We start from the raw sequence: 18,311 nt of genomic DNA, 5'->3' as shown, positions 1-18,311 counted from the left end.
GGGCTCTCCTCCCCCGTCACTGCGTGACACACCCTCCAAAGGGGGACATGTAGATCCCTTTAATTTGGCTCAAATTTGAGCGCATTTAGAACCAATATAACCCAGCCCGTTAACTCAGTGCGCAGACGGCCCCTCTCCCTTCTCCCGATTGATGATGGGCAGAAGAATTAAAGCCAGCAAGCCCACCGTAATGTTGCAGCCGATCTGGATGGTAAAAAAGGAGATATTGGACCAGGAAAAGCCGTCATCTCCGGCAATACCGTAGAAACCAAGGGCGGTAGTGGCCAGGAAGTGATACGTACCCATCCCTCCGGGTGAAGGAATGACGATGCCCCACCCCCCGAACACAAAAACTACCAGTGCTACACTGGCCGAAAGGGCGGCCGTGGGCTCGAAAGCGAAGAAGCAAACGTAGGTCATGAGGAAATACATCACCCAAATATTGATGCTGTGCAAGACAAAGAGGAAAGGGCGATCCAGCTTACTTATGGTCTGCAAGCCTTCCACGAAGCCCAGAAGAATGCCACTTATTTTTTCGTAAATTTTTGTTTGTTGTATCCGCTTACGCAAAAAGTAAAGCAACAATAGTCCGCCGACACCCAAACCGGCCAAAACAAAAAGCAAGGTACTGTTGTCGCTGATTTTTTCGCCCAATGCATTGTTGTCCTGCAAGAACTGCCAAAGGGTATCAAATTCCAGTGCAAGTGCCAAGCCCGTTACAATCAGAATACTGATTACGTCGATTACACGATCTACGACCACCGTACCCATTACTTTTTCCACTGGAATTTTTTCGTAGCGCGCCATGGTGCCAGCGCGTACGACCTCGCCAACGCGTGGCAAGCCCAGGTTGGCAAAATAGCCGAGAATGACCGTCAAAAAAGCATTGATTAATCGGGGCTGAAAACCCAGTTGCTGCAAGAGCATGTTCCAGCGGACTGCTCTGGAAATATTGCTGATCGTAAAACAAACAAGTACCATTATCAGCCAGAAAACATCTGCTGAAGCAAAGTCGGTGAGGACTTTTTGCAGGAGGCTACAATCTGCCTCCGCAATACCTTTGAGGCCACATTCTGCCTGATAAGCCGCATTTTGTTTTTGGTATACCCAGTACAAAATAACGAGGCCTACACTCAGGAATGCCAGAAATTTAAGGATGTTGGTTAACGCCTTTTTCAATGCAGTATAAGTTTGCTGCAAAAGTAGCAATATTAACGGGAGCTTGGCCTTTTTGATCAGGCAAAGTCGATGTCAAAATAGGCCAACCTCTCTGTACCAGGTACTTAGTAGAGCCCGCCTGGCCAAGCGGACAGGGGTACAGGGATTTAGATGTACCTAAATGCAACATCACCCAAAGCACCTTGCACGCTATACGGCGAGGCCTGACACAACGAGACTACTGGTAATAAAGACTTGCACTCCCGTCACCTTAACTTAACCAGGAACGAGCGACCAACACGAAAGCAAAAACAATCAGTGCAATACCAGCCACCCTACGCACCCACCATAGGTGCTTTGGGGTGAGGCGATGGCGAATCTTGTGGGCCAGAAAAATTTTCGTAGCATCAGAAAAAACAATCATCCCAAATAGGCCGCCAAAAAAAAGGGCGGATTGTGCCCCATTGTAATTGCGCTCGAGTACGACGGTAGACATGGCGGTAATCCAGAAAATGACGGTAAATGGATTGATGGTATTGATTAAAAAACCTTTGGACCAAAGTGCCCAGCTGCCATGGGTGCCTTTTAAGAGATGGTCTGGATTGTCCAATTTGGGAGGAGGAGTCAGTAGGGTAGCGACTCCGGTGATGAGCAAAACCAGCGCTCCTACCAAACCCACACTGAGCTCAAAATGATCGGCTTTGCTGACCTTGTCAATAAAGCGGAAGCCAAAATAAACGCTGAGAATGAACAGCAGGTCACTGACCCAAATACCTAAGCCCACCATCAAGCCTGCTTTGGTACCTTGCTCCAGGCTGGCCTGAATAAGCGCCACCAGCAATGGCCCTACCAAAATAGCCAGCAACAAACCCCAGTACACTCCTTGGAAAAAAATAGCCATTATTGATCAACTGTACACCGTGGCAACGAGTTGACGACGCCCGCCGTGATTACGAAATTCACAAAGATACACTCCTTGCCAGGTACCAAGGTTGAGTTGGCCATTCGTAATGGGTATGGTCACGGTTGTCCCAATGAAGCTGGCCTTGATGTGCGCAGGCATATCATCAGGCCCTTCGAGCGTATGCTTGAGAAAAGGAAGGTTTTCGGGCACGATGTAATTGACGATGCTTTCGAAATCCGTCCGAACGGAGGGGTCGGCATTTTCGTTGATCGTCAGTGCGGCGGAGGTGTGCTTAATGAAAAGCGACAACAATCCCGTCTGGGGCAAGTCCGATAATTGGGCTAAAACCTTGGAGGTAATGAGGTGGTACCCCCGTGGAAATGCCGGAAGAGAAAATTCGTACTGCTGAATCATAACGAATGGCTTATCTACGCCTCGTGCCCTTTCCGTAAGAAGGGCAACGTACATCTCCGAAGTAGTACAACACCCCAACGCCGGCGAAAAGGTACATGTCGCGATCGTTGCTATCTCCACGCTGGCGGTCTTGCAAACCCAGGGTGCTGCCATTTTCCGTATTCAGCGATTTGCCGGAAGACATATATACCGCCAAATCTCCGCGATCCTTTTGCAGGTCGGTACGGTCGGGGTACACCCCACTCACATCGTCAAGATAATCGGTATAAGTAGAGCGAGCACCTACGTGGATATTGATGCTCCATTCAAAATTAATATCAAACTTAAAGCCCATGCCGTAGGTAAGGGCGGCGGTAGTGGTGTAGTATTCTTCTCCTTTAAACTGGCCTTCGGTACCTAAGGGGCGCAATTCCACCAGCTCTCCGGGGTTCACGCCATCCAGCGTCGTGGGCCCGTCGTATTCTGCCTTTGGGTTGAAATTGAACAAAGAAAGGCCACCAAAGAGGTAGGGCGTGAAAAATTCATCTCTACTTCCGTGAAAATAAGGAAGGAAGTTAAATTCAAAAAGGGCAGTAGCTTCCCAGATATCTGATTGAAAGCTCAGGTTACGACTTTGCTCGAAAGGGTTGCGGGAATCACTGTCGTAAGCTTCGATTTTGCCGTAATTGCCACTGAGAGAAAAAGCCAGGCGTTCATTGAAGTTATACCTTGCCAGTATTCCTCCCGCGAGGTTGGGGCGATCAAGGCGGGTATTGGTATTCAAATCACCGAAGTAATAAGATACGCCGCCCCAGGGGCCTACTTCCCAACCGCGCATCAAAGACTGGCCGTGAAGCGCATTGTCGGATAAAAGACCGGCACATAGCCACAACGCAAACAAACAACAGATACTAACCTTCCTCATGATAATGCTTTATGAAATTTGGCGCCGCAAAGGTAAGAATATTGCAACATCCTTGAGCGCATTTGAAACGACCAAGGGCTTTATTATGGTATGCCACGGGCTGGGTTTAAAGCATTTATCGTTCTCTATAGTAGACTCTATCCATTTTTCAGACGCATATTGAGCTTACAATAAGATCACCCGACCCTCGGTAATGGCAGAAATTGCCAAAAATGACTGCCCATCGTATTCTCCAAAACAGGTGATAGGTTGCCCTCCGCTGAGGGCGATTAATTTCCAATTGCCAGCAATGGGTTTCAGCGGCAGGTAGGCGCTCTCGGTATCCGTCAATAGAAAAGTCTCTTCCTCTTGATGATAGATCGGCGTCACCTCGTCGATCAAAACGGGAAAACTCAACAGCCATGGAGACGCTCCCAGCGCCTCGGCGTACTTGGTTTGCACCTCGCGCAAAGAAGCAAACGCCGCAGTCGCTTCGTAAGGAGTCCGTGAACTTTGGTAATTTTTAAAAACGCCCCGTATCTTGGGTTGCCCGGGGTAGTAAGCCAGGGTACCTTTCAGTACACTGCCCGTCACCCATTGATCTTCAAATCCTTGGTTGCCGAAGGCAAAATCCAGGAGCAGTGCGTATTTTCCGGTTCGCTCTCCCCGCAACCAAGTGCGCCGATAACGGAGTTTTTCTTCTATCCCGCTGGTCAGGCCCAGCACAAGCCAGTTGTCATCTACGCCTGGCTCCATAAGGATACGATCTTTGCGTAAGTTCCATCCTGCTACCTGTAGGAGTTCTCGTTTCTGATCGTTCTGGAGGGATGATTTTCGCTGCCAGGCTCGCACAAAAAGGTAAAGACGCCCAATTTCTGCGGTCACTTCTTCCACCCAATCCTCCTGCTGAAATAAGGCATAACAAATACGCAAGCGGCGGGCGATACTCCCCAATTTAGCGTCGACCATCCGGGCAGCCAGGGTTTCCCATTCTTCGGGTGCATTGGCCAGTTGAGCCAGGCCCAGCCGCGCCAGTTGTTGCAGCCATTTATCGAGTTCTGCCACGCCCTGATCCATCAGTTGAATTCGCTTCTCTTGCTTGAGCGCATCCGAAGAAGGTAGTTTTATTGCGGGAGCTGTAGAGGAATGGCTACCCAATAACTTGACCGCCCAATCGGGGAGCTCTTCCCTGACGGTCCAAACTTCGTTGCGATTAAGAAAGAGGAGTACCAGCGCTAAAGCATGCTTGCAGGGCCGGCGGGGGCTTTTGCAGGAACACCGAAAGAGTGGTGGCTCAAGGCGTACCACTGCACTAGAGCGGTGGCCATAGGCTGTTTCGTATACTCCCCAGAGGTAGTGGCCGTTTCCTTCGAGGGTTTGCCAACGCTTGGCAAAGAAAAGACGGCGAGCTTGTTCCAACGAACTGGCATCGGGTGCCAATTGTAGCAGACGTTCATACGACCAGGATGCGGGAGAATCAGCCATGGTTCTTAGTCATCATCGTCGTTGTCGCCATTGCCATGCACCGGAATATTCAGGTTGCGGAGTGCAATTTCGGAGGCTTGTTGTTCCGCGCTCTTCTTGTTGAAATCATCGGCAACCGCAATCTTTTGACCATCAATCATGACGGCTACTTTGAAGCGATCGCGTTTATCCATTTTGTAGCGGGTAAGTAAGCGGTAAGAGACATTCTGTCCATTTTTTTGGCAGTGCTCCAAAAGTTGGCTTTTGTAGTTATCATCGTAAGATTCCAGTTCGTGAACGTCTACGAACTTGCGCAGCATACGGCGGATGATAAACCGTTTGGTCCCTTCGTAACCCTTCTCCAAATAAACCGCTCCTACCAATGCTTCTACAGCATTGCCCAGCATGGATCGGCTGATTCTGGTATTATTGAATTCATTCAGGAGCATATCTACGCCCATGTTGTCGCCAATAATATTCAAAGATTTGCGCTTGACAATCTTAGAGCGCATCTTGGTAAGGAACCCTTCGTCGGCATTAGGGTACTTCTGGAAAAGGTACTCTGCGACGATCGTGCCTAAAATAGCGTCGCCCAGGTACTCCAGGCGTTCGTTATTTTGCATGGCATAATCCTTTTCCGACTGGGTAGACTTGTGGAAAAAGGCTTGTTTGAAAATACGCAAATTTGCGGGCGTAAACCCGATGATTTGGCGTAGACGGCGAGCAATATCTTTCTCTGGAGAGATATACCCGTTGTAGAATCGTTTGATTAATCGAAACACAGCATCCCGTTTTGTTGAAAGCAGCCACCATAGGATAACTCCTTATAGCGCCACTGTCAATGGTACAAAATTGAGCCAACAGCGAATGAAAACTCATCGCCTGCCTACAAACATTTTGCACTTCATCAGGAACCTGCACAGAAATTTGTATTCCGGGCCGTATCGGGATATGCCGACCATAGAAAAGCATGTGGTTTTTTGGAGCACCCTGTACAGGTGGTCTCCAAAAAATCACATTTTATCACGTTCTATCACGTCGCAAAACCCACTATTGCCCAAAGTAAGACCCTGCTAGCCTATCCTTCGAAGCGCTTGAAGACTGCTGCGGAATTGTGTCCGCCGAAGCCAAATGTATTACTTAAAGCTACCTTTACGTCTCTTTCCTGGGCCTCGTTGAAGGTCAGGTTGATGCGCTTATCGATCTCGGGATCATCGTTAAAATGATTGATCGTAGGTGGCACAAATTTATGTTGAATTGCTAAGATACAAGCAATTGCTTCAATTGCACCTGCTGCCCCGAGTAAATGTCCCGTCATGGACTTGGTAGAGCTGATATTCAGATTGTAAATCTTGTCCCCAAAGACCTGCTGAATCGCTTTTAGTTCTGCGATATCTCCCAGCGGTGTAGAGGTACCATGCGTATTGATGTAATCTACCTCATCAATATTGATCCCTGAAAACTGTAATGCGTTGCGCATACATGCACTAGCGCCCAATCCTTCCGGATGAGGAGCAGTAATATGGTAAGCATCAGAAGTAGCAGCATAGCCCATTACTTCTGCGTAAATGGTCGCACCTCGTGCTTTGGCGTGCTCTAGTTCTTCAAGAATAATCGAACCACCACCTTCTCCCAGAACGAAACCATCACGCTCTGCATCATAAGGACGTGAAGCGGTGGCAAAATCATCGTTACGGCTAGACAGGGCTTTCATGGCGCTAAATCCGCCCATGCCTACTTCTGTTACCGCTGCTTCAGAGCCACCTACAACCATTACATCGGTACGGCCGAGACGAATATCGTCAGCAGCAGCACCAAGCGCATGACCAGTAGATGCACAAGCAGAAACGGTTCCGTAGCTAGGCCCTCGGAAACCATACTTCATAGAAATGTGGCCGGCCCCCATGTTCCCAATCATCTTGGGAATCATGAATGGGTTGTAGCGAGGTTGGTCGCTGGTCGCATTGTAAGCAATTTCTTCTTCCAATGACCGTAGACCACCTATTCCACTGGCCCAAATAACCCCTACCCGTTCAAGATCTAACTTTTCCGGATCAAGGCTGGCATGTTTGACCGCCTCATCAGCAGCAACCAATGCATAGATCGAAAAACGATCCAGGCGTCGAACTTCCCGACGATCAATAAACTCGGTTGCATCAAAATCCTTCAGTTCGCACGCGAACTGAGTCTTGAAGTGCTCAGGGTCGAAATAGGTGATACGATTAGCACCACTTACTCCTTTCTGAAGGCCTTCAAGGTAGGCAGCAAGATTATTACCGATTGGCGTAAGGGCTCCAAGCCCCGTAACAACCACTCTTCTCATAGATTCGGTCTTTTAGAAAAACACCTCACCGTAGTATTTTGACGGAAATGAAGCGGAAAGTTATTCCAATGAAATTGCGCAGAAAATAAACTGCGATTTTTTTCAAGTTTTTCAAATAGCTAAAACGCTTGAAATGAAGCGCTTATTTAACTATTGTGAAAAACAAAATCGCTTTTTATTTTCGTGCTGTTCCAAAAAAAAGAAACCGTCCGAAAAATCAGCCACCGGTGCAACTGAGACAGTTACACACGGTAGGGTAAATCCTCCGGACGGTTACACTAGATGGAAATTACTCCTTTACCTGAGACTCCAGATAAGAAACAGCCTCACCTACGGTGGTGATGTTCTCAGCTTGTTCGTCAGGAATAGAAATATCGAAAGTCTTTTCGAATTCCATAATGAGTTCTACCGTATCCAGAGAGTCAGCCCCTAGATCATTGGTGAAACTTGATTCCAATGCGATTTCTGACTCGTCGACTCCTAGTTTGTCAACGATGATCGCTTTTACTTTTTCTGCAATATTAGACATGGTCAATTCGCTTTTATGGTATACGAATGCGGGTGCAAAGAAAAATAGAACCGCTAGTATAACCAAAGTTTTAGCCTAAATTTTTCACTTTACCTTCTTATCGCCGCATTATTAGTCCCTCATAATGAGGCCTTTTTATTTGGCTATACCTGTCAAGGCCGTCCTTTTTATTGGGGTTTACCCCTTTAAAAGGCCGTCCTGTTTGCCAGCAAGTAATTTACTGGAAATAACTGGTATTAGGGAGATTAGCAAAAAAACAAAGCATAATAAGTTGTTGAAATTGTAGCAGAACAGTACTTTTACACCCTATTATTGTAAAAAATACACTTACCTTAGTGGTTTGACAAAAACTAATCTTCCAATTTTCTTTTAGATTGTTGGATTAATTTTTTCTCTGTCACTTGCAGGCACCCTCCACAGAATAAAACATCAACCATGAAGATCACCGATCACCAAAATACAAAAATAGTTGCAACTGTAGGCCCTGCCTGTAGTTCTTACGAAAATCTGCTCGCCTTGGTGAAGGCTGGAGTGGATACTTTTCGTCTAAATTTTTCTCACGGTGAACACGAAGTCCACGGTGAAACCATCAACCGTATTACCTATATCAATGAAAAATACGGCTTTCACGTTGGTATTTTAGCGGACCTTCAAGGCCCTAAACTCCGGGTAGGAAAAATTGAAGACAATGCCCTCGAACTGGCAGAAGGCGATATTATCACTTTCGTGAACGAAAAATGTGTCGGCAACCGCGAGCGCATCTACATGAGTTATCCTCAGTTCCCTACGGATGTAGAAGTTGGCGAACGCGTACTGGTAGACGATGGCAAGCTGGTTTTCGAAGTGGTAGAGACCAACAAGAAAGATACCGTCCGTTTGAAGACCATCTTTGGTGGCACCTTGTCCTCTAATAAAGGAGTGAACCTGCCCAACACCAAAATATCGCTCCCTTCCTTGACGGAGAAAGACTTGCGTGACCTGGAGTACATCCTCACGCAGCCGGTCAACTGGATTGCTTTGTCCTTTGTACGCAACGCCAAAGACATCAAGGATCTGCGCAAGCGTCTGGATGCCGCCAAGCACCCGGCAAAGATCATTGCCAAGATTGAAAAGCCGGAAGCTATTGAAAACCTGGATAAGATTATCAAGGCGTCCAATGGTATCATGGTGGCTCGTGGCGATTTGGGTATCGAGGTTCCGATGGAGCAATTGCCATTGATCCAGAAAGACATCATTAAGAAATGTATCCAGCGGGCACGCCCGGTCATTGTTGCTACCCAGATGATGGATAGCATGATCACCAATCCTAGCCCCACGCGTGCAGAAATCACCGACGTCGCCAATGCCGTACTTGACGGCACCGATGCCGTAATGCTGAGTGCCGAAACTTCGGTAGGCCGCCATCCCGTGAAAGTGGTGGAAGCCATGAACAAAATCATCGACGAAGCGGAAAAGCACTACTCCATTGAGCAGAAGCGCCCAATTCCGCCAAAGAAATCACGGACCTTCCTTTCGGATGTGGTTTGTTTCAACGCGGCACGTACGGCAGAGGAGATTGGTGCCAAGGCCATTATCGGGATGACCAGCTCCGGCTATACTGCCTTCAAGGTATCCAGCTTCCGCCCTAACGCCAAGGTGTATATCTTCTCCGACCAGATGCACATGCTTTCTACGCTTAACCTTTGTTGGGGAGTTCGCACCTTCTACTACGACCGCTTCACGACTACCGATGAAACCATCGAAGATGTGGTTGAAATCCTGAAGACCAACGAGCGCGTAAAAGAAGGCGACATCATCGTCAACACCGGCAGTATGCCACTGCACCGCCGTCACCGGACGAATATGTTGAAGATTACGGTGGTGGAGTAGGGCTTAAAGGTACTTGGTACTTGGTACGGGGTATAGGGATTTAAATTTCTCAAAGGGGTGCTATAACCAAGTACCTTCTACCTCACCTCGTACCTTGTGGGGTATAGTCCTCCAAAGCAGTGTACAACTAGTGTTAAACGGACTTTTGACAAGCTGTCGAAAGTCCGTTTATGTTTTTAAAATGTGTTAGGTACTACAAGTGTAAGGTCAAGCATACTTATCATGCTTTCAACTCTCTTATTCTTCCCGCAGCTTTTCATATACTTTTTAGTAATTACTCATCTTTTAAATATTTTGTAATGATAGACTGGCCCACCTCCAGAAAAACAACCCTACTCCTACCTGTCATAAGAAACCCAAACTTCTCCTGATAATAATTGATCAGTCGGGTTTTGGGCACAAGAGACACAAAACCATCATATCCTCTCCTCTTTACCCAATCCACCGCTCCAACAAAGTGATGCTCCTACTGCCCGTATCCAAGCGGACATTGATCCCCATGGGCAGAGTACACATGTCATCAATGTGCCCAAAAGACAAGCCGTAAATAATGGGCATGTTTAAATCGCCCAAGCGATCTTCGATGGTTTCCAACAAGGTGAGGGAACGCGTACCACTTTTGGCTTCGCAATCGGCAAAAACACCCATGGCTATGCCCGCCAAATCAGACAGCGGCCAGGCTTGGCGCAAACTGGTGAGCATCCGATCTATCCGGTAGGGCTTTTCCCCCACGTCTTCCAGGAAGAGGATTTTGTTCTTGAGATTAGGAACGTAGTCCGTCCCCAGTGCGCTGGCCAGTAGGGTCAGGTTGCCACCCACCAGCTGCCCTTCGGCCACTCCGGGGCGGATCACCTTGGTGGTGTAAGCCGCTTCTTCCAGTGCTTTCTCCTTTTGGAGAGGAGCGAGGTCGATGCTGTAATTTTCGGAAGGGGCGAAAAGCATCGTTTCCACCTGTTCCCGGGTGTAGTCGGTAAGGGTAGAGCTGCCTACTGGGCCATGATAGGTCACCAGTCCTGTATAGCGCTGAAGCGCCACGTGCAGGGCGGTAACATCGCTGTAGCCTACAAATACCTTAGGATTGCGGCGAATCATCTTAAAGTCGATTTTTGGCAGCAGCCGCGCACAACCATACCCTCCTCGCGCGCACCAAATACCTTTGATGGCTGGGTCGGAAAACATTTGGTGAAGATCCGTCAATCGTTGCTCATCTGTCCCTGCGAGGGAACCGTAATCTGCGCGGATATTTTTCCCGAGTACGGGCTTCAGACCAAGCTGCTCAAGGTTTTTTACCGCCTTTTCCAAGCCTTCGTCCTCGATGTATGAAGCTGGAGTAATGAGGCCTACCTGATCACCAGGCTTTAGCCTCGCAGGTAGCAATCTGGCTTTTTTTACTGCTGAATTCCCTTGCATTCCGAGGGACAAACCAGCTGTTGCCGTAAGAAAAGTCGTATTAAAAGTTCTCCGATTCATGATATTGTGTTTTTTAGTCCGGCATTGGTTGTGCACAAAAAACAAAGTGCTGTTCCTTACCATTTACTATTCCCTCCCAGACGTTTCCGCCCCCAGAACAGGACCTGAAAACCGTAGACACTCAGGAAGTAAACCAGGGCAGCAAAAGACAGCGCCCCCATACCCGCATAAACCCTGACCGAGCGCAGATTGATGTAGAGAAATTCGTAACAGAAGAAATCCGTCAGTACAAAGGCCGTGTGGATGCCGAAAAGGATAAAAAGCCCTTTGAGTAATTTGCTCAGGTACCAAACTTTTCGCCCTTCGGCGACCGTCAGTTTTTGCCGCTTTTGGGCCCCAGCCGTCTGCCGTAGGTGAGCGACGTAACGATAAGAAAAATACAGGTACGCAAAAAAGGAGGCCAGATAGATGGCCTGCTCGAGCCCTCCGTAAAAGGGGTTGTAAAAATCCCGGCTAACGGACAACTTATCCAGCGGATTGCGAAGAAAAATGGTCCAGAAAAAGAGCCATTGTGCCAGGGGTAGGGCAAAATGCTTGGCGTCGCTCCAACGCAAACGGTACTCGGGATAAAGACTAAGCTTGACGTGAAAAAAAAGCAGCGTAGGAATGGCCAGCGTAAAATAGATCGGGAAAAATTTATACGCTGGGTAGTGATCATAAAAACCAATCACGTAAATGATATTGTGCAACAGCGTCCCCCCAATACACAACAGCAACAGACCGTAGAAAATATTAGCCCGTTTGACCCCTGACCGTTTCAAAAAAAACAAACTCCCAGCCGTAATGCTCATCAGTACACCGCCACCTAAGCTGAGTAGTAGCAAATAATACAGCCAGGAATGAGGTTCGTGCCAAGGCAACATAATGATCTTGTTGGAGGGGGTGTTGTTCGTTTTCCAAAAATATAAAATTCGCCCGTAGTATTGTGCAAAAACAATCTCTTAGCCCTTAATGTTAGTGGTATTGACTGAACAAGTCTACTATTTATTACTTACACCCCTTCCTATGTCCGGTTTTTGGCAACGATTATTCAACTTAGAGAAAGCGGTCGCCGAGAGCTCTCCCAGCCAACCGGCGATCCACGAGCTTATCCAGCGATCGGAAGAAGAAATCGTTGATTTTGAAAGATGGAAAGACTCCTTTATTCTGCGACGACTCCTTGACTGGCTGGCGGATCAGTACGCTATTTATTACCAAAAGGGGGCTACGAATGACAACAGTGTTGATTTCTTAAACCTGCCATCCTCCAAAGGTTTCATCCTCTATTTTCATCGCACCAATTATTCCCGACGCGAAGCGACTTTTCTTTTTGACTATTTTAAAGAAAGGGTAAAAACGCTCAATTACCGCACTCAGCTTTCGGATACCCGCACCTACAATCGCACACACTGGGTAGAAACGGTAGAAAAACACTACCTGAAACCTCGGCTGGAATTTATTGAAGGCGAAAAGATGAACCAGCAATTTGGCAACATCACCATTGAGCTGGAAATCAGGAATGAGGAGGTCCATAACCTTCGCTTAAGAGCTACTCATTACCAGGATTTCAACTTCACTACTGTACAAGATTTCCACGATCTGATGCAGCATTTATTGGACCGTGCGGCTTAGCTGGACTAATCTTGCCCCAAAACTTCTAATAACTCACTAATCATCATAGCGGTGGCACCCCATACCGTCTGTTGCTGGACAGCAAAATAGGGTACTTCTTTGAGCTTAATTTGAGCGTTGATTTGCAGGTCTATGCGCTGCCGATTTTTTTCATTCATAAAAGCCGCAAAGGGTACTTCCAGCACTTGCTCTACTTCCGAAGGTTGCGGCCGAAACACTGGTTCGTACTCAAGATAGCCCACGTAGGGCTGAACCAGAAAATTACTCACTGGGATATATAGCTCCGTCAGGCCTCCGAGTACGCGAATATCGCGCCGGTCTACGCCTACCTCCTCTTCGGTTTCCCGCAATGCTGTTACTTCCAGATTGGCATCGCTGGCCTCTCGTTTTCCGCCCGGGAAGCTTACTTGTCCGCCGTGGCGATCGTTGGGGTTCTTGTTTGGGCGTAGGATGAGCGTCAGGTGCCAATCCTTAACTTTAGGGTAAAACAGCGCCAGTACGCCTGCCTCACGGGCATTGGCTGGAGGTGGAGGCGTATCCTGGCGGACAGCGTGCGCCATTTTGTACTGCGCCTTGCGCCCTGGCAGCGGAGCTTTTAAGCTACGCTCTAGTTGCTGGATAAAATCAATCATAGCTGACTTGCGCCTGTTTTCAAATTCTATTCAATGCTTTTTACCAACAGCCAGAACTGCCACATGGTTGCGATGACTAAAACAAACACCCCGAACCACGTACCAGGACGAAGTTCGGGGTGTCATTATAGATGTACCCGTATTCAGCGATTGCTAGCCTACGTCGGGGTTGGATTGCTTCAGATATAGCTCTAAGGCCTTGGTCATAGATGGAATTTCTGGAGGTTGAACCCGAATATTCACGTTTAATCCATGCTCTTCTACGGCCTTGGTCGTGGAGCTTCCGAAAACGGCTAAACGGGTATCGTTTTGCTTGAAATCTGGAAAGTTTTCGTACAAAGAGATGATCCCCAGCGGGCTGAAAAACACGAGAATATCGTAAGTCACATCGCTCAGATCTGACAAATCACTGCTTACCGTCTTGTACATCATGGCATCTTGCCAATCAAGTCCCATTTCGGTAAGGTAAGAAGACACATCTTTAGCACCGAGGTTGGAGCAAGGAAGCAGAAATTTTTCGTCTTTGTTCTTTTTGAGGGCGTTGCTCAAATCCTGGATACTACGCTTACCAAAGGAGACCTTACGTTTCCGGTAAATGATAAATTTCTGCAGGTAATTGGCAATTGCTTCCGTCAGGCAAAAGTACTTGGTGTCCTGCGGCATTACGATACGCATGTCTTCACAAATACGGAAGAAATGGTCGATGGCATTTTTTGCCGTAAAAATGACTGCGGTGAATTCATCAGGGCGAATACGCTGTTTGCGAAACTCCTTTACTTCCAACCCTTCTACGTGGATAAACGGCCGCCAGTCAATCTGGAGATCGTATTTCTTTTCCAGCTCGTAATAAGGGGAGCGTTCCGGTTTGGGCTGAGAAATAAGAATACTTTTAACGCGTTTGTACGTCTCCTCCATCACATTGGTATTTGCTGCCATGCACGCGGTTTTTTTTAAGAAAAAAGTGGCCGGCCGCTTAGTCTCATAAGTGAAAACCCACCTGTTTAGAAATCGGTCAAATATTTAAATAAGCATAGGGCAGGCCCGATTTCGACGGCGCAAATATACGACAAAAAGTGAAACTGGTAATTGAAAATAAATCGATTAGCAATAAACAGCCCTCGGAAACTGCGTAGCAAATACACGGTTAGCAAGGTACCGACACCAATATAAATGATCCAGCGGTGATACTCGGCAGGAGCATAAGCGAGGATCACGGCACCAATGGTCAGAAAAAGACCGAGAATTATGGCAAAAACCATGATGGTAAAACTGTATCTACTGGTTTCTTTTTCTACTGGAAAAACGTATCCGATAATTGCTAGCAGCAGGTGTTTGACGACCATCAAGCTCGTAATACCTACGGTTATATACAAAAACTGGGACCACAACCCCTCTTGCGCCAGGTGCCCCCAGTGCCTGAGTGCCAGTACGGTAAAAAAGCCCGCCGCTAGAAAAAAAACGCCATAGGTAATGAGGAAGATCCCCAATGCTCCGGCTTCTCTTTCGCGGTACAACTGCGAGAGTAGATTGTCATTAAACAAAGCCCGGTAGGCTTTGAGGTACATACTACGGAAAAAGATCAGCGACAAGGTAGCGGCACTGAGTAAAAGAGAGGTTATCAAGAGCAAGGTACCATTGGTGCTGTTGTCATCGCTAGCCCTCGTCAGCTCATCTTTTGCTGGTGCTGTAACGGCTTTGTCTGCGGATGGTTGCTCCACCGAAGACGAGGAGGGCACTACCAAATCAAAAGGATTGGTCGAGGAATCTATTCGAGTAGAATTCCCGGAAGGCACTGCTGATTGTCCAGCCCGCTGCAAATCAAAGGGGTTCGCCTCGGAAGTAGCGGTATCCTCAACGGGAGCTTCCTCTATTTGCGCCGCAGGATCAAGCCTTGGAGTCAACTCAAAAGGGTTACGGGCATTTTGCGCACGCAGCGCAAATACCACTCCAAACACCACCAACAATAAGACCCAAAAACGCATATTTTTACTTTAAGAACAGCACAAAAATAAATTGAGCCGACGTTTTTCAAAAAGCAGGCTAAACGATTCATTTTAAGTGTGCCTGCTTTTTGAAAAACCGAAAAAGAGGTTCAATTTATTTTTTGCGCAATACATTGGTCACAAATGTAATTTATTCTTGCGGGATTTTGGTGTGTAGAATACTGTAGCAAACTTCCACCCCTCTAAAATAATTGCTGAGTAGCAAATTTTCGTCGGGGCTATGCTGGTTATTATCTGGATTAACCAAGGGAACGATCACCGCCGGTACCCCCAGTGTTTCCACAAAAGGAGCGATAGGAATAGAGCCTCCGTGCGTACGAATTTTGACAATCTCCTCTTGCAACACGTCCACCATGGCACTTTCCAACCAGGCTCCTGTAGGCGCATCCAGCGGCGTCCGGAAAGCACCGTAAGCAAACTTGTACCCGAAGGAGGCTATCCTTGGGTACTGATCGCGCTCAGCAGCGGTAGGCTCGCGGCTCTCCGTGATCAGGTAATACCCTTGGGCCTTGATGTGTGCCTGCAACAAATCCATAAGATTTTCGGCTTTACTTTCTTTTACCAAACGGATATCCAGATTGGCCACAGCATTGTCGGGAATGATTGTCCGCGCAGCCGCTCCTACCCACCCCGAGGAAATACCACGGATGTTCAAGCTGGGATACTGGATGGCCTCCTGCAAGCTGTTTCCGACCCCATCGGGTGCAGCAAAACCCAGTTGATGGTTGATTTCCGTTAGATCATCCGGCACTTGTGCCAGAGTTTGGCGGGTTTTCTCGTCGAGGTTGATCCCGTCGTACCAGTAGGGAATGGTCACCAGCCCAGCATCGTTTTTCATAGAGGCCAGCAACTGCGCCAGGCGCAGGGCAGGATTGGGTGCATAATTTCCGTAGTGCCCGCTGTGCAGGGGTACTTTCGGGCCGTATACCGTGATCCGCGCCGTGGCAATACCCCTGGCACCGAAAACCAGGGTTGGGCGATTAGAGATATGGGGTGGGCCATCCAGGATGACAAAATGATCCGCCGCCAGTGCTGTACGGTTGTTTTCTACCACCGATAGCAGGTTGGGAGAGCCCAGCTCCTCCTCCGTATCCATGATCACCTTGACGTTGAACGCGGGTTGCTCCCCTTGCTTTTGCAGATGGTCCCAAGCAGCCAAAAACATCGCGATGGGCCCTTTGGCATCCGAAGCCGCCCGCGAAAAAATCCGGTAGCTACGATCGACGGTTCGCCAATCCTGCGGCAGCTCTTCCAGGAAGGTATAGCCCTCCTCTGTGGGCTTGCCCAGCATGGGCGTATACGGCTGGCCCGAGGCCCATTTGGCCGGATCTACGGGTTGGCCATCAATCTGCACGTAGAACAATACGGTCGGCAAATCCTCTTTCACCCCGTATTCCGCCAGCAAGACCTCGATGCCCGCATTAGGAAGGCGCTTTACCGAAAAACCCCGCCGCCCAAATTGCGCTTCGCACCACTGTATATTAGGCTCCAGTTCCTCAGGCTTGTTCGCATCACAAGGGAGACTCAAAAAATCGCAGTAGGCCGGTAAAAAAGCGGCGGCAGCAGCTTCGGTTGGGTATTTTTTCTGGGCCGCTAGCAAGGAGGTAGTGCCTAAGAAAATGAGGAGGGGGAGGATGCGGGGCATGATGGTTGTTGGTTGATGGTTTGTTGGTGACCTTCATTAATTCCGACTTCTCACTTCCTTCTGATAGCTATCGGAACCGACCTTGAGAAGTTGGTGGTTAGTGGTTGGCTTTGGTGGTTTAATTTAGCAATATACGAAAATGGATTTTGTGTGGGTGCTGATGTGGGAGAGGGGGGGAGCTATACCTATCTTAAAGCAGTTTGGGCAAAGGCCCAAACTGCTTTAAGATAGGTATATAAATTATTTGACCTGCAAAATATACGGGTCGGTCGGTAAGATATTATATAATAATCCTATAAAATCTTAACTACCAAACCGGCCAATGGACGTGCTGCGGGATCTTCAGGGCAACGGGCTTTAATTTCCTCAAAGAAATAGACATCTCCGCTGCGGGCTTGTTGTATCAATTGTTTACTATTCGTTGTAAAATTGCTACCAAGGTTCTCTATCATTACAGGATCGCTGCGTTTGGCAACTCGTACCAAGCGGAATTGGCTCACCTCACAGCGAGCATCAAAATCAAAGTTCTCCAATACCGCTGCTAATTGCCCATAAGTATGGAATTCAGCAGCACTCATTTCTGTAACCTTCTGATTGAGGCTCAAGCTCGGTATTCTCTCCGGCAAAAGGCATAGCAAATTTAGGCTGGCAAGGAGGCTTGCGAGCAAAGTTTTAGTCATTAACATAACTCAGGATTTTGTAATTAAAACACCACCCTCGTCAATGTTCCAGAAATTAAAGGAGTAGAATTATTAGCATAACGTAGTGGGGAGAAAAAGTAACAGCCCCCTACTTAAACGCCTGAAAACCATACTCCAATCTAAAGTCGACACTATAGGGAGAGATCTCGCCGAGGAAGAAGACAACCTCTAGCCGGTAGAGCCCGGAGGAGAGCAAATCTTTGAAGTTGGCCAAGCCGGGCTGGAGGTTGATGTTGGTGATGTTGCGGCGATAAAGGTCGTTGATATGGAAGGCTTCGTCCGCCAGGGTACAATCTTGCTGGCTATTGGGGCAGATGCGCACCGACACTTCCGAGAGGAAGCCAGTATCCAGGCCGTCCACCGATACCAGGCGGGCATAGCGGGGCACGATCTTCGTCACATCCATCGCTGAGTAGCCACTGGCATTGAGGAAATTGGGGTAATTTGTGGGGATATTAGAAATGGCAATCACTGCGCTCGCAAAGGTATTGGCACCCGCTGGCAAGGTGAATGACTTGGGCGGATAGTCCATCTCGAAGAGCGATTCTCCTAGCTCATCCCTACAGGTACTGAACAACATGACGACTACTAGGAGACAAAAAACTTGAAGTAAACGCATAACTTGAAGATTATATTAATCTGACTTTACTACCTAACGCTGTGTCACCGAATTTTATATAAACAAGCCCTCTTTTGACAAAATTA

18 protein-coding genes are annotated in these 18,311 nt (G+C 47.9%); 2 read left to right on the top strand and 16 right to left on the bottom strand.

Annotation, left to right across the window (positions count from 1 at the left end; genetic code table 11):
- Nucleotides 1-114: 114 nt before the first annotated feature.
- From AB0L18_RS08650 to AB0L18_RS08615, 8 genes are all read right to left on the bottom strand, one after another.
- Entirely contained in the window at nucleotides 115-1,179 is a 1,065-nt protein-coding gene (locus AB0L18_RS08650; protein WP_367392190.1) for a YbhN family protein, read from the bottom strand.
- Nucleotides 1,180-1,429: 250 nt separating this feature from the next.
- The gene (locus AB0L18_RS08645) at nucleotides 1,430-2,059 is read right to left on the bottom strand and encodes a LysE family translocator (RefSeq protein WP_367392189.1); all 630 of its coding nucleotides are present in this window, start codon (nucleotides 2,057-2,059) and stop codon (nucleotides 1,430-1,432) included.
- Nucleotides 2,060-2,065: 6 nt separating this feature from the next.
- Nucleotides 2,066-2,476: a secondary thiamine-phosphate synthase enzyme YjbQ gene (locus AB0L18_RS08640; protein ID WP_367392188.1), complete on the bottom strand. Its 411-nt coding sequence runs from the start codon at nucleotides 2,474-2,476 to the stop codon at nucleotides 2,066-2,068.
- Between the two features lie 10 nt (nucleotides 2,477-2,486).
- A complete protein-coding gene (locus AB0L18_RS08635; protein ID WP_367392187.1) occupies nucleotides 2,487-3,380 on the bottom strand; it encodes a DUF6089 family protein in 894 nt (297 codons plus the stop codon).
- Between the two features lie 165 nt (nucleotides 3,381-3,545).
- Nucleotides 3,546-4,844: a hypothetical protein gene (locus AB0L18_RS08630; protein ID WP_367392186.1), complete on the bottom strand. Its 1,299-nt coding sequence runs from the start codon at nucleotides 4,842-4,844 to the stop codon at nucleotides 3,546-3,548.
- A gap of 5 nt (nucleotides 4,845-4,849) precedes the next feature.
- The gene (rnc, locus tag AB0L18_RS08625) at nucleotides 4,850-5,605 is read right to left on the bottom strand and encodes a ribonuclease III (RefSeq protein WP_367392185.1); all 756 of its coding nucleotides are present in this window, start codon (nucleotides 5,603-5,605) and stop codon (nucleotides 4,850-4,852) included.
- Between the two features lie 296 nt (nucleotides 5,606-5,901).
- Nucleotides 5,902-7,146: a beta-ketoacyl-ACP synthase II gene (gene fabF / locus AB0L18_RS08620; protein ID WP_367392184.1), complete on the bottom strand. Its 1,245-nt coding sequence runs from the start codon at nucleotides 7,144-7,146 to the stop codon at nucleotides 5,902-5,904.
- Between the two features lie 289 nt (nucleotides 7,147-7,435).
- Nucleotides 7,436-7,675: an acyl carrier protein gene (locus AB0L18_RS08615; protein ID WP_026211423.1), complete on the bottom strand. Its 240-nt coding sequence runs from the start codon at nucleotides 7,673-7,675 to the stop codon at nucleotides 7,436-7,438.
- 435 nt (nucleotides 7,676-8,110) lie between these two features.
- On the opposite strand from AB0L18_RS08615, the gene pyk reads away from it, so the two are divergent.
- Nucleotides 8,111-9,544 (top strand): pyruvate kinase, encoded by a 1,434-nt coding sequence (gene pyk / locus AB0L18_RS08610; protein ID WP_367392183.1) that lies wholly within the window; start codon nucleotides 8,111-8,113, stop codon nucleotides 9,542-9,544.
- A 432-nt stretch (nucleotides 9,545-9,976) separates the two neighbouring features.
- Here pyk and AB0L18_RS08605 read toward each other — a convergent pair whose 3' ends face one another.
- Entirely contained in the window at nucleotides 9,977-11,014 is a 1,038-nt protein-coding gene (locus AB0L18_RS08605; protein ID WP_367392182.1) for an LD-carboxypeptidase, read from the bottom strand.
- A 56-nt stretch (nucleotides 11,015-11,070) separates the two neighbouring features.
- Nucleotides 11,071-11,877: a hypothetical protein gene (locus tag AB0L18_RS08600; RefSeq protein ID WP_367392181.1), complete on the bottom strand. Its 807-nt coding sequence runs from the start codon at nucleotides 11,875-11,877 to the stop codon at nucleotides 11,071-11,073.
- Nucleotides 11,878-12,019: 142 nt separating this feature from the next.
- Between AB0L18_RS08600 and AB0L18_RS08595 the strand changes: the two genes are divergently transcribed.
- The gene (locus tag AB0L18_RS08595) at nucleotides 12,020-12,625 is read left to right on the top strand and encodes a hypothetical protein (RefSeq protein WP_367392180.1); all 606 of its coding nucleotides are present in this window, start codon (nucleotides 12,020-12,022) and stop codon (nucleotides 12,623-12,625) included.
- A gap of 5 nt (nucleotides 12,626-12,630) precedes the next feature.
- Here the strand turns inward: AB0L18_RS08595 and AB0L18_RS08590 are convergent, their stop codons facing one another.
- The 6 genes from AB0L18_RS08590 to AB0L18_RS08565 form a co-directional block, all read right to left on the bottom strand.
- Entirely contained in the window at nucleotides 12,631-13,257 is a 627-nt protein-coding gene (locus AB0L18_RS08590) for a CoA pyrophosphatase (protein WP_367392179.1), read from the bottom strand.
- Between the two features lie 153 nt (nucleotides 13,258-13,410).
- Nucleotides 13,411-14,193 carry a uroporphyrinogen-III synthase gene (locus AB0L18_RS08585; RefSeq protein ID WP_367392178.1) on the bottom strand — a complete coding sequence of 261 codons (783 nt, stop codon included), beginning with the start codon at nucleotides 14,191-14,193 and terminating at the stop codon, nucleotides 13,411-13,413.
- 65 nt (nucleotides 14,194-14,258) lie between these two features.
- Nucleotides 14,259-15,239: a DUF4271 domain-containing protein gene (locus tag AB0L18_RS08580; protein ID WP_367392177.1), complete on the bottom strand. Its 981-nt coding sequence runs from the start codon at nucleotides 15,237-15,239 to the stop codon at nucleotides 14,259-14,261.
- A 151-nt stretch (nucleotides 15,240-15,390) separates the two neighbouring features.
- Nucleotides 15,391-16,905, bottom strand: a complete 1,515-nt coding sequence (locus AB0L18_RS08575) for a M20/M25/M40 family metallo-hydrolase (protein WP_367392176.1) — start codon at nucleotides 16,903-16,905, stop codon at nucleotides 15,391-15,393.
- A gap of 293 nt (nucleotides 16,906-17,198) precedes the next feature.
- A complete protein-coding gene (locus AB0L18_RS08570; RefSeq protein ID WP_367392175.1) occupies nucleotides 17,199-17,591 on the bottom strand; it encodes a GldM family protein in 393 nt (130 codons plus the stop codon).
- 103 nt (nucleotides 17,592-17,694) lie between these two features.
- Complete coding sequence (locus AB0L18_RS08565) at nucleotides 17,695-18,225, bottom strand: hypothetical protein (protein ID WP_367392174.1); 531 nt, start codon at nucleotides 18,223-18,225, stop codon at nucleotides 17,695-17,697.
- Nucleotides 18,226-18,311: the final 86 nt, after the last annotated feature.

The sequence above is a fragment of the Lewinella sp. LCG006 genome (genome assembly GCF_040784935.1).
Taxonomy (GTDB): Bacteria; Bacteroidota; Bacteroidia; order Chitinophagales; family Saprospiraceae; genus Lewinella.
The sequence above is the reverse complement of the archived record's forward strand: the minus strand, read 5'-3'. Positions and strand labels throughout refer to the sequence as shown.

Excerpts from the sequence above, each read along its gene's own strand:
- AB0L18_RS08605 (WP_367392182.1), bottom strand. The coding sequence starts at position 11,014 with ATGAATCGGAGAACTTTTAATACGACTTTTCTTACGGCAACAGCTGGT.
- AB0L18_RS08630 (WP_367392186.1), bottom strand. The coding sequence starts at position 4,844 with ATGGCTGATTCTCCCGCATCCTGGTCGTATGAACGTCTGCTACAATTG.
- pyk (WP_367392183.1), top strand. The coding sequence starts at position 8,111 with ATGAAGATCACCGATCACCAAAATACAAAAATAGTTGCAACTGTAGGC.
- fabF (WP_367392184.1), bottom strand. The coding sequence starts at position 7,146 with ATGAGAAGAGTGGTTGTTACGGGGCTTGGAGCCCTTACGCCAATCGGT.
- AB0L18_RS08645 (WP_367392189.1), bottom strand. The coding sequence starts at position 2,059 with ATGGCTATTTTTTTCCAAGGAGTGTACTGGGGTTTGTTGCTGGCTATT.
- AB0L18_RS08615 (WP_026211423.1), bottom strand. The coding sequence starts at position 7,675 with ATGTCTAATATTGCAGAAAAAGTAAAAGCGATCATCGTTGACAAACTA.
- AB0L18_RS08635 (WP_367392187.1), bottom strand. The coding sequence starts at position 3,380 with ATGAGGAAGGTTAGTATCTGTTGTTTGTTTGCGTTGTGGCTATGTGCC.
- AB0L18_RS08565 (WP_367392174.1), bottom strand. The coding sequence starts at position 18,225 with ATGCGTTTACTTCAAGTTTTTTGTCTCCTAGTAGTCGTCATGTTGTTC.
- AB0L18_RS08590 (WP_367392179.1), bottom strand. The coding sequence starts at position 13,257 with ATGATTGATTTTATCCAGCAACTAGAGCGTAGCTTAAAAGCTCCGCTG.
- AB0L18_RS08600 (WP_367392181.1), bottom strand. The coding sequence starts at position 11,877 with ATGTTGCCTTGGCACGAACCTCATTCCTGGCTGTATTATTTGCTACTA.
- AB0L18_RS08595 (WP_367392180.1), top strand. The coding sequence starts at position 12,020 with ATGTCCGGTTTTTGGCAACGATTATTCAACTTAGAGAAAGCGGTCGCC.
- AB0L18_RS08575 (WP_367392176.1), bottom strand. The coding sequence starts at position 16,905 with ATGCCCCGCATCCTCCCCCTCCTCATTTTCTTAGGCACTACCTCCTTG.
- AB0L18_RS08580 (WP_367392177.1), bottom strand. The coding sequence starts at position 15,239 with ATGCGTTTTTGGGTCTTATTGTTGGTGGTGTTTGGAGTGGTATTTGCG.
- AB0L18_RS08640 (WP_367392188.1), bottom strand. The coding sequence starts at position 2,476 with ATGATTCAGCAGTACGAATTTTCTCTTCCGGCATTTCCACGGGGGTAC.
- AB0L18_RS08585 (WP_367392178.1), bottom strand. The coding sequence starts at position 14,193 with ATGGCAGCAAATACCAATGTGATGGAGGAGACGTACAAACGCGTTAAA.
- AB0L18_RS08570 (WP_367392175.1), bottom strand. The coding sequence starts at position 17,591 with ATGTTAATGACTAAAACTTTGCTCGCAAGCCTCCTTGCCAGCCTAAAT.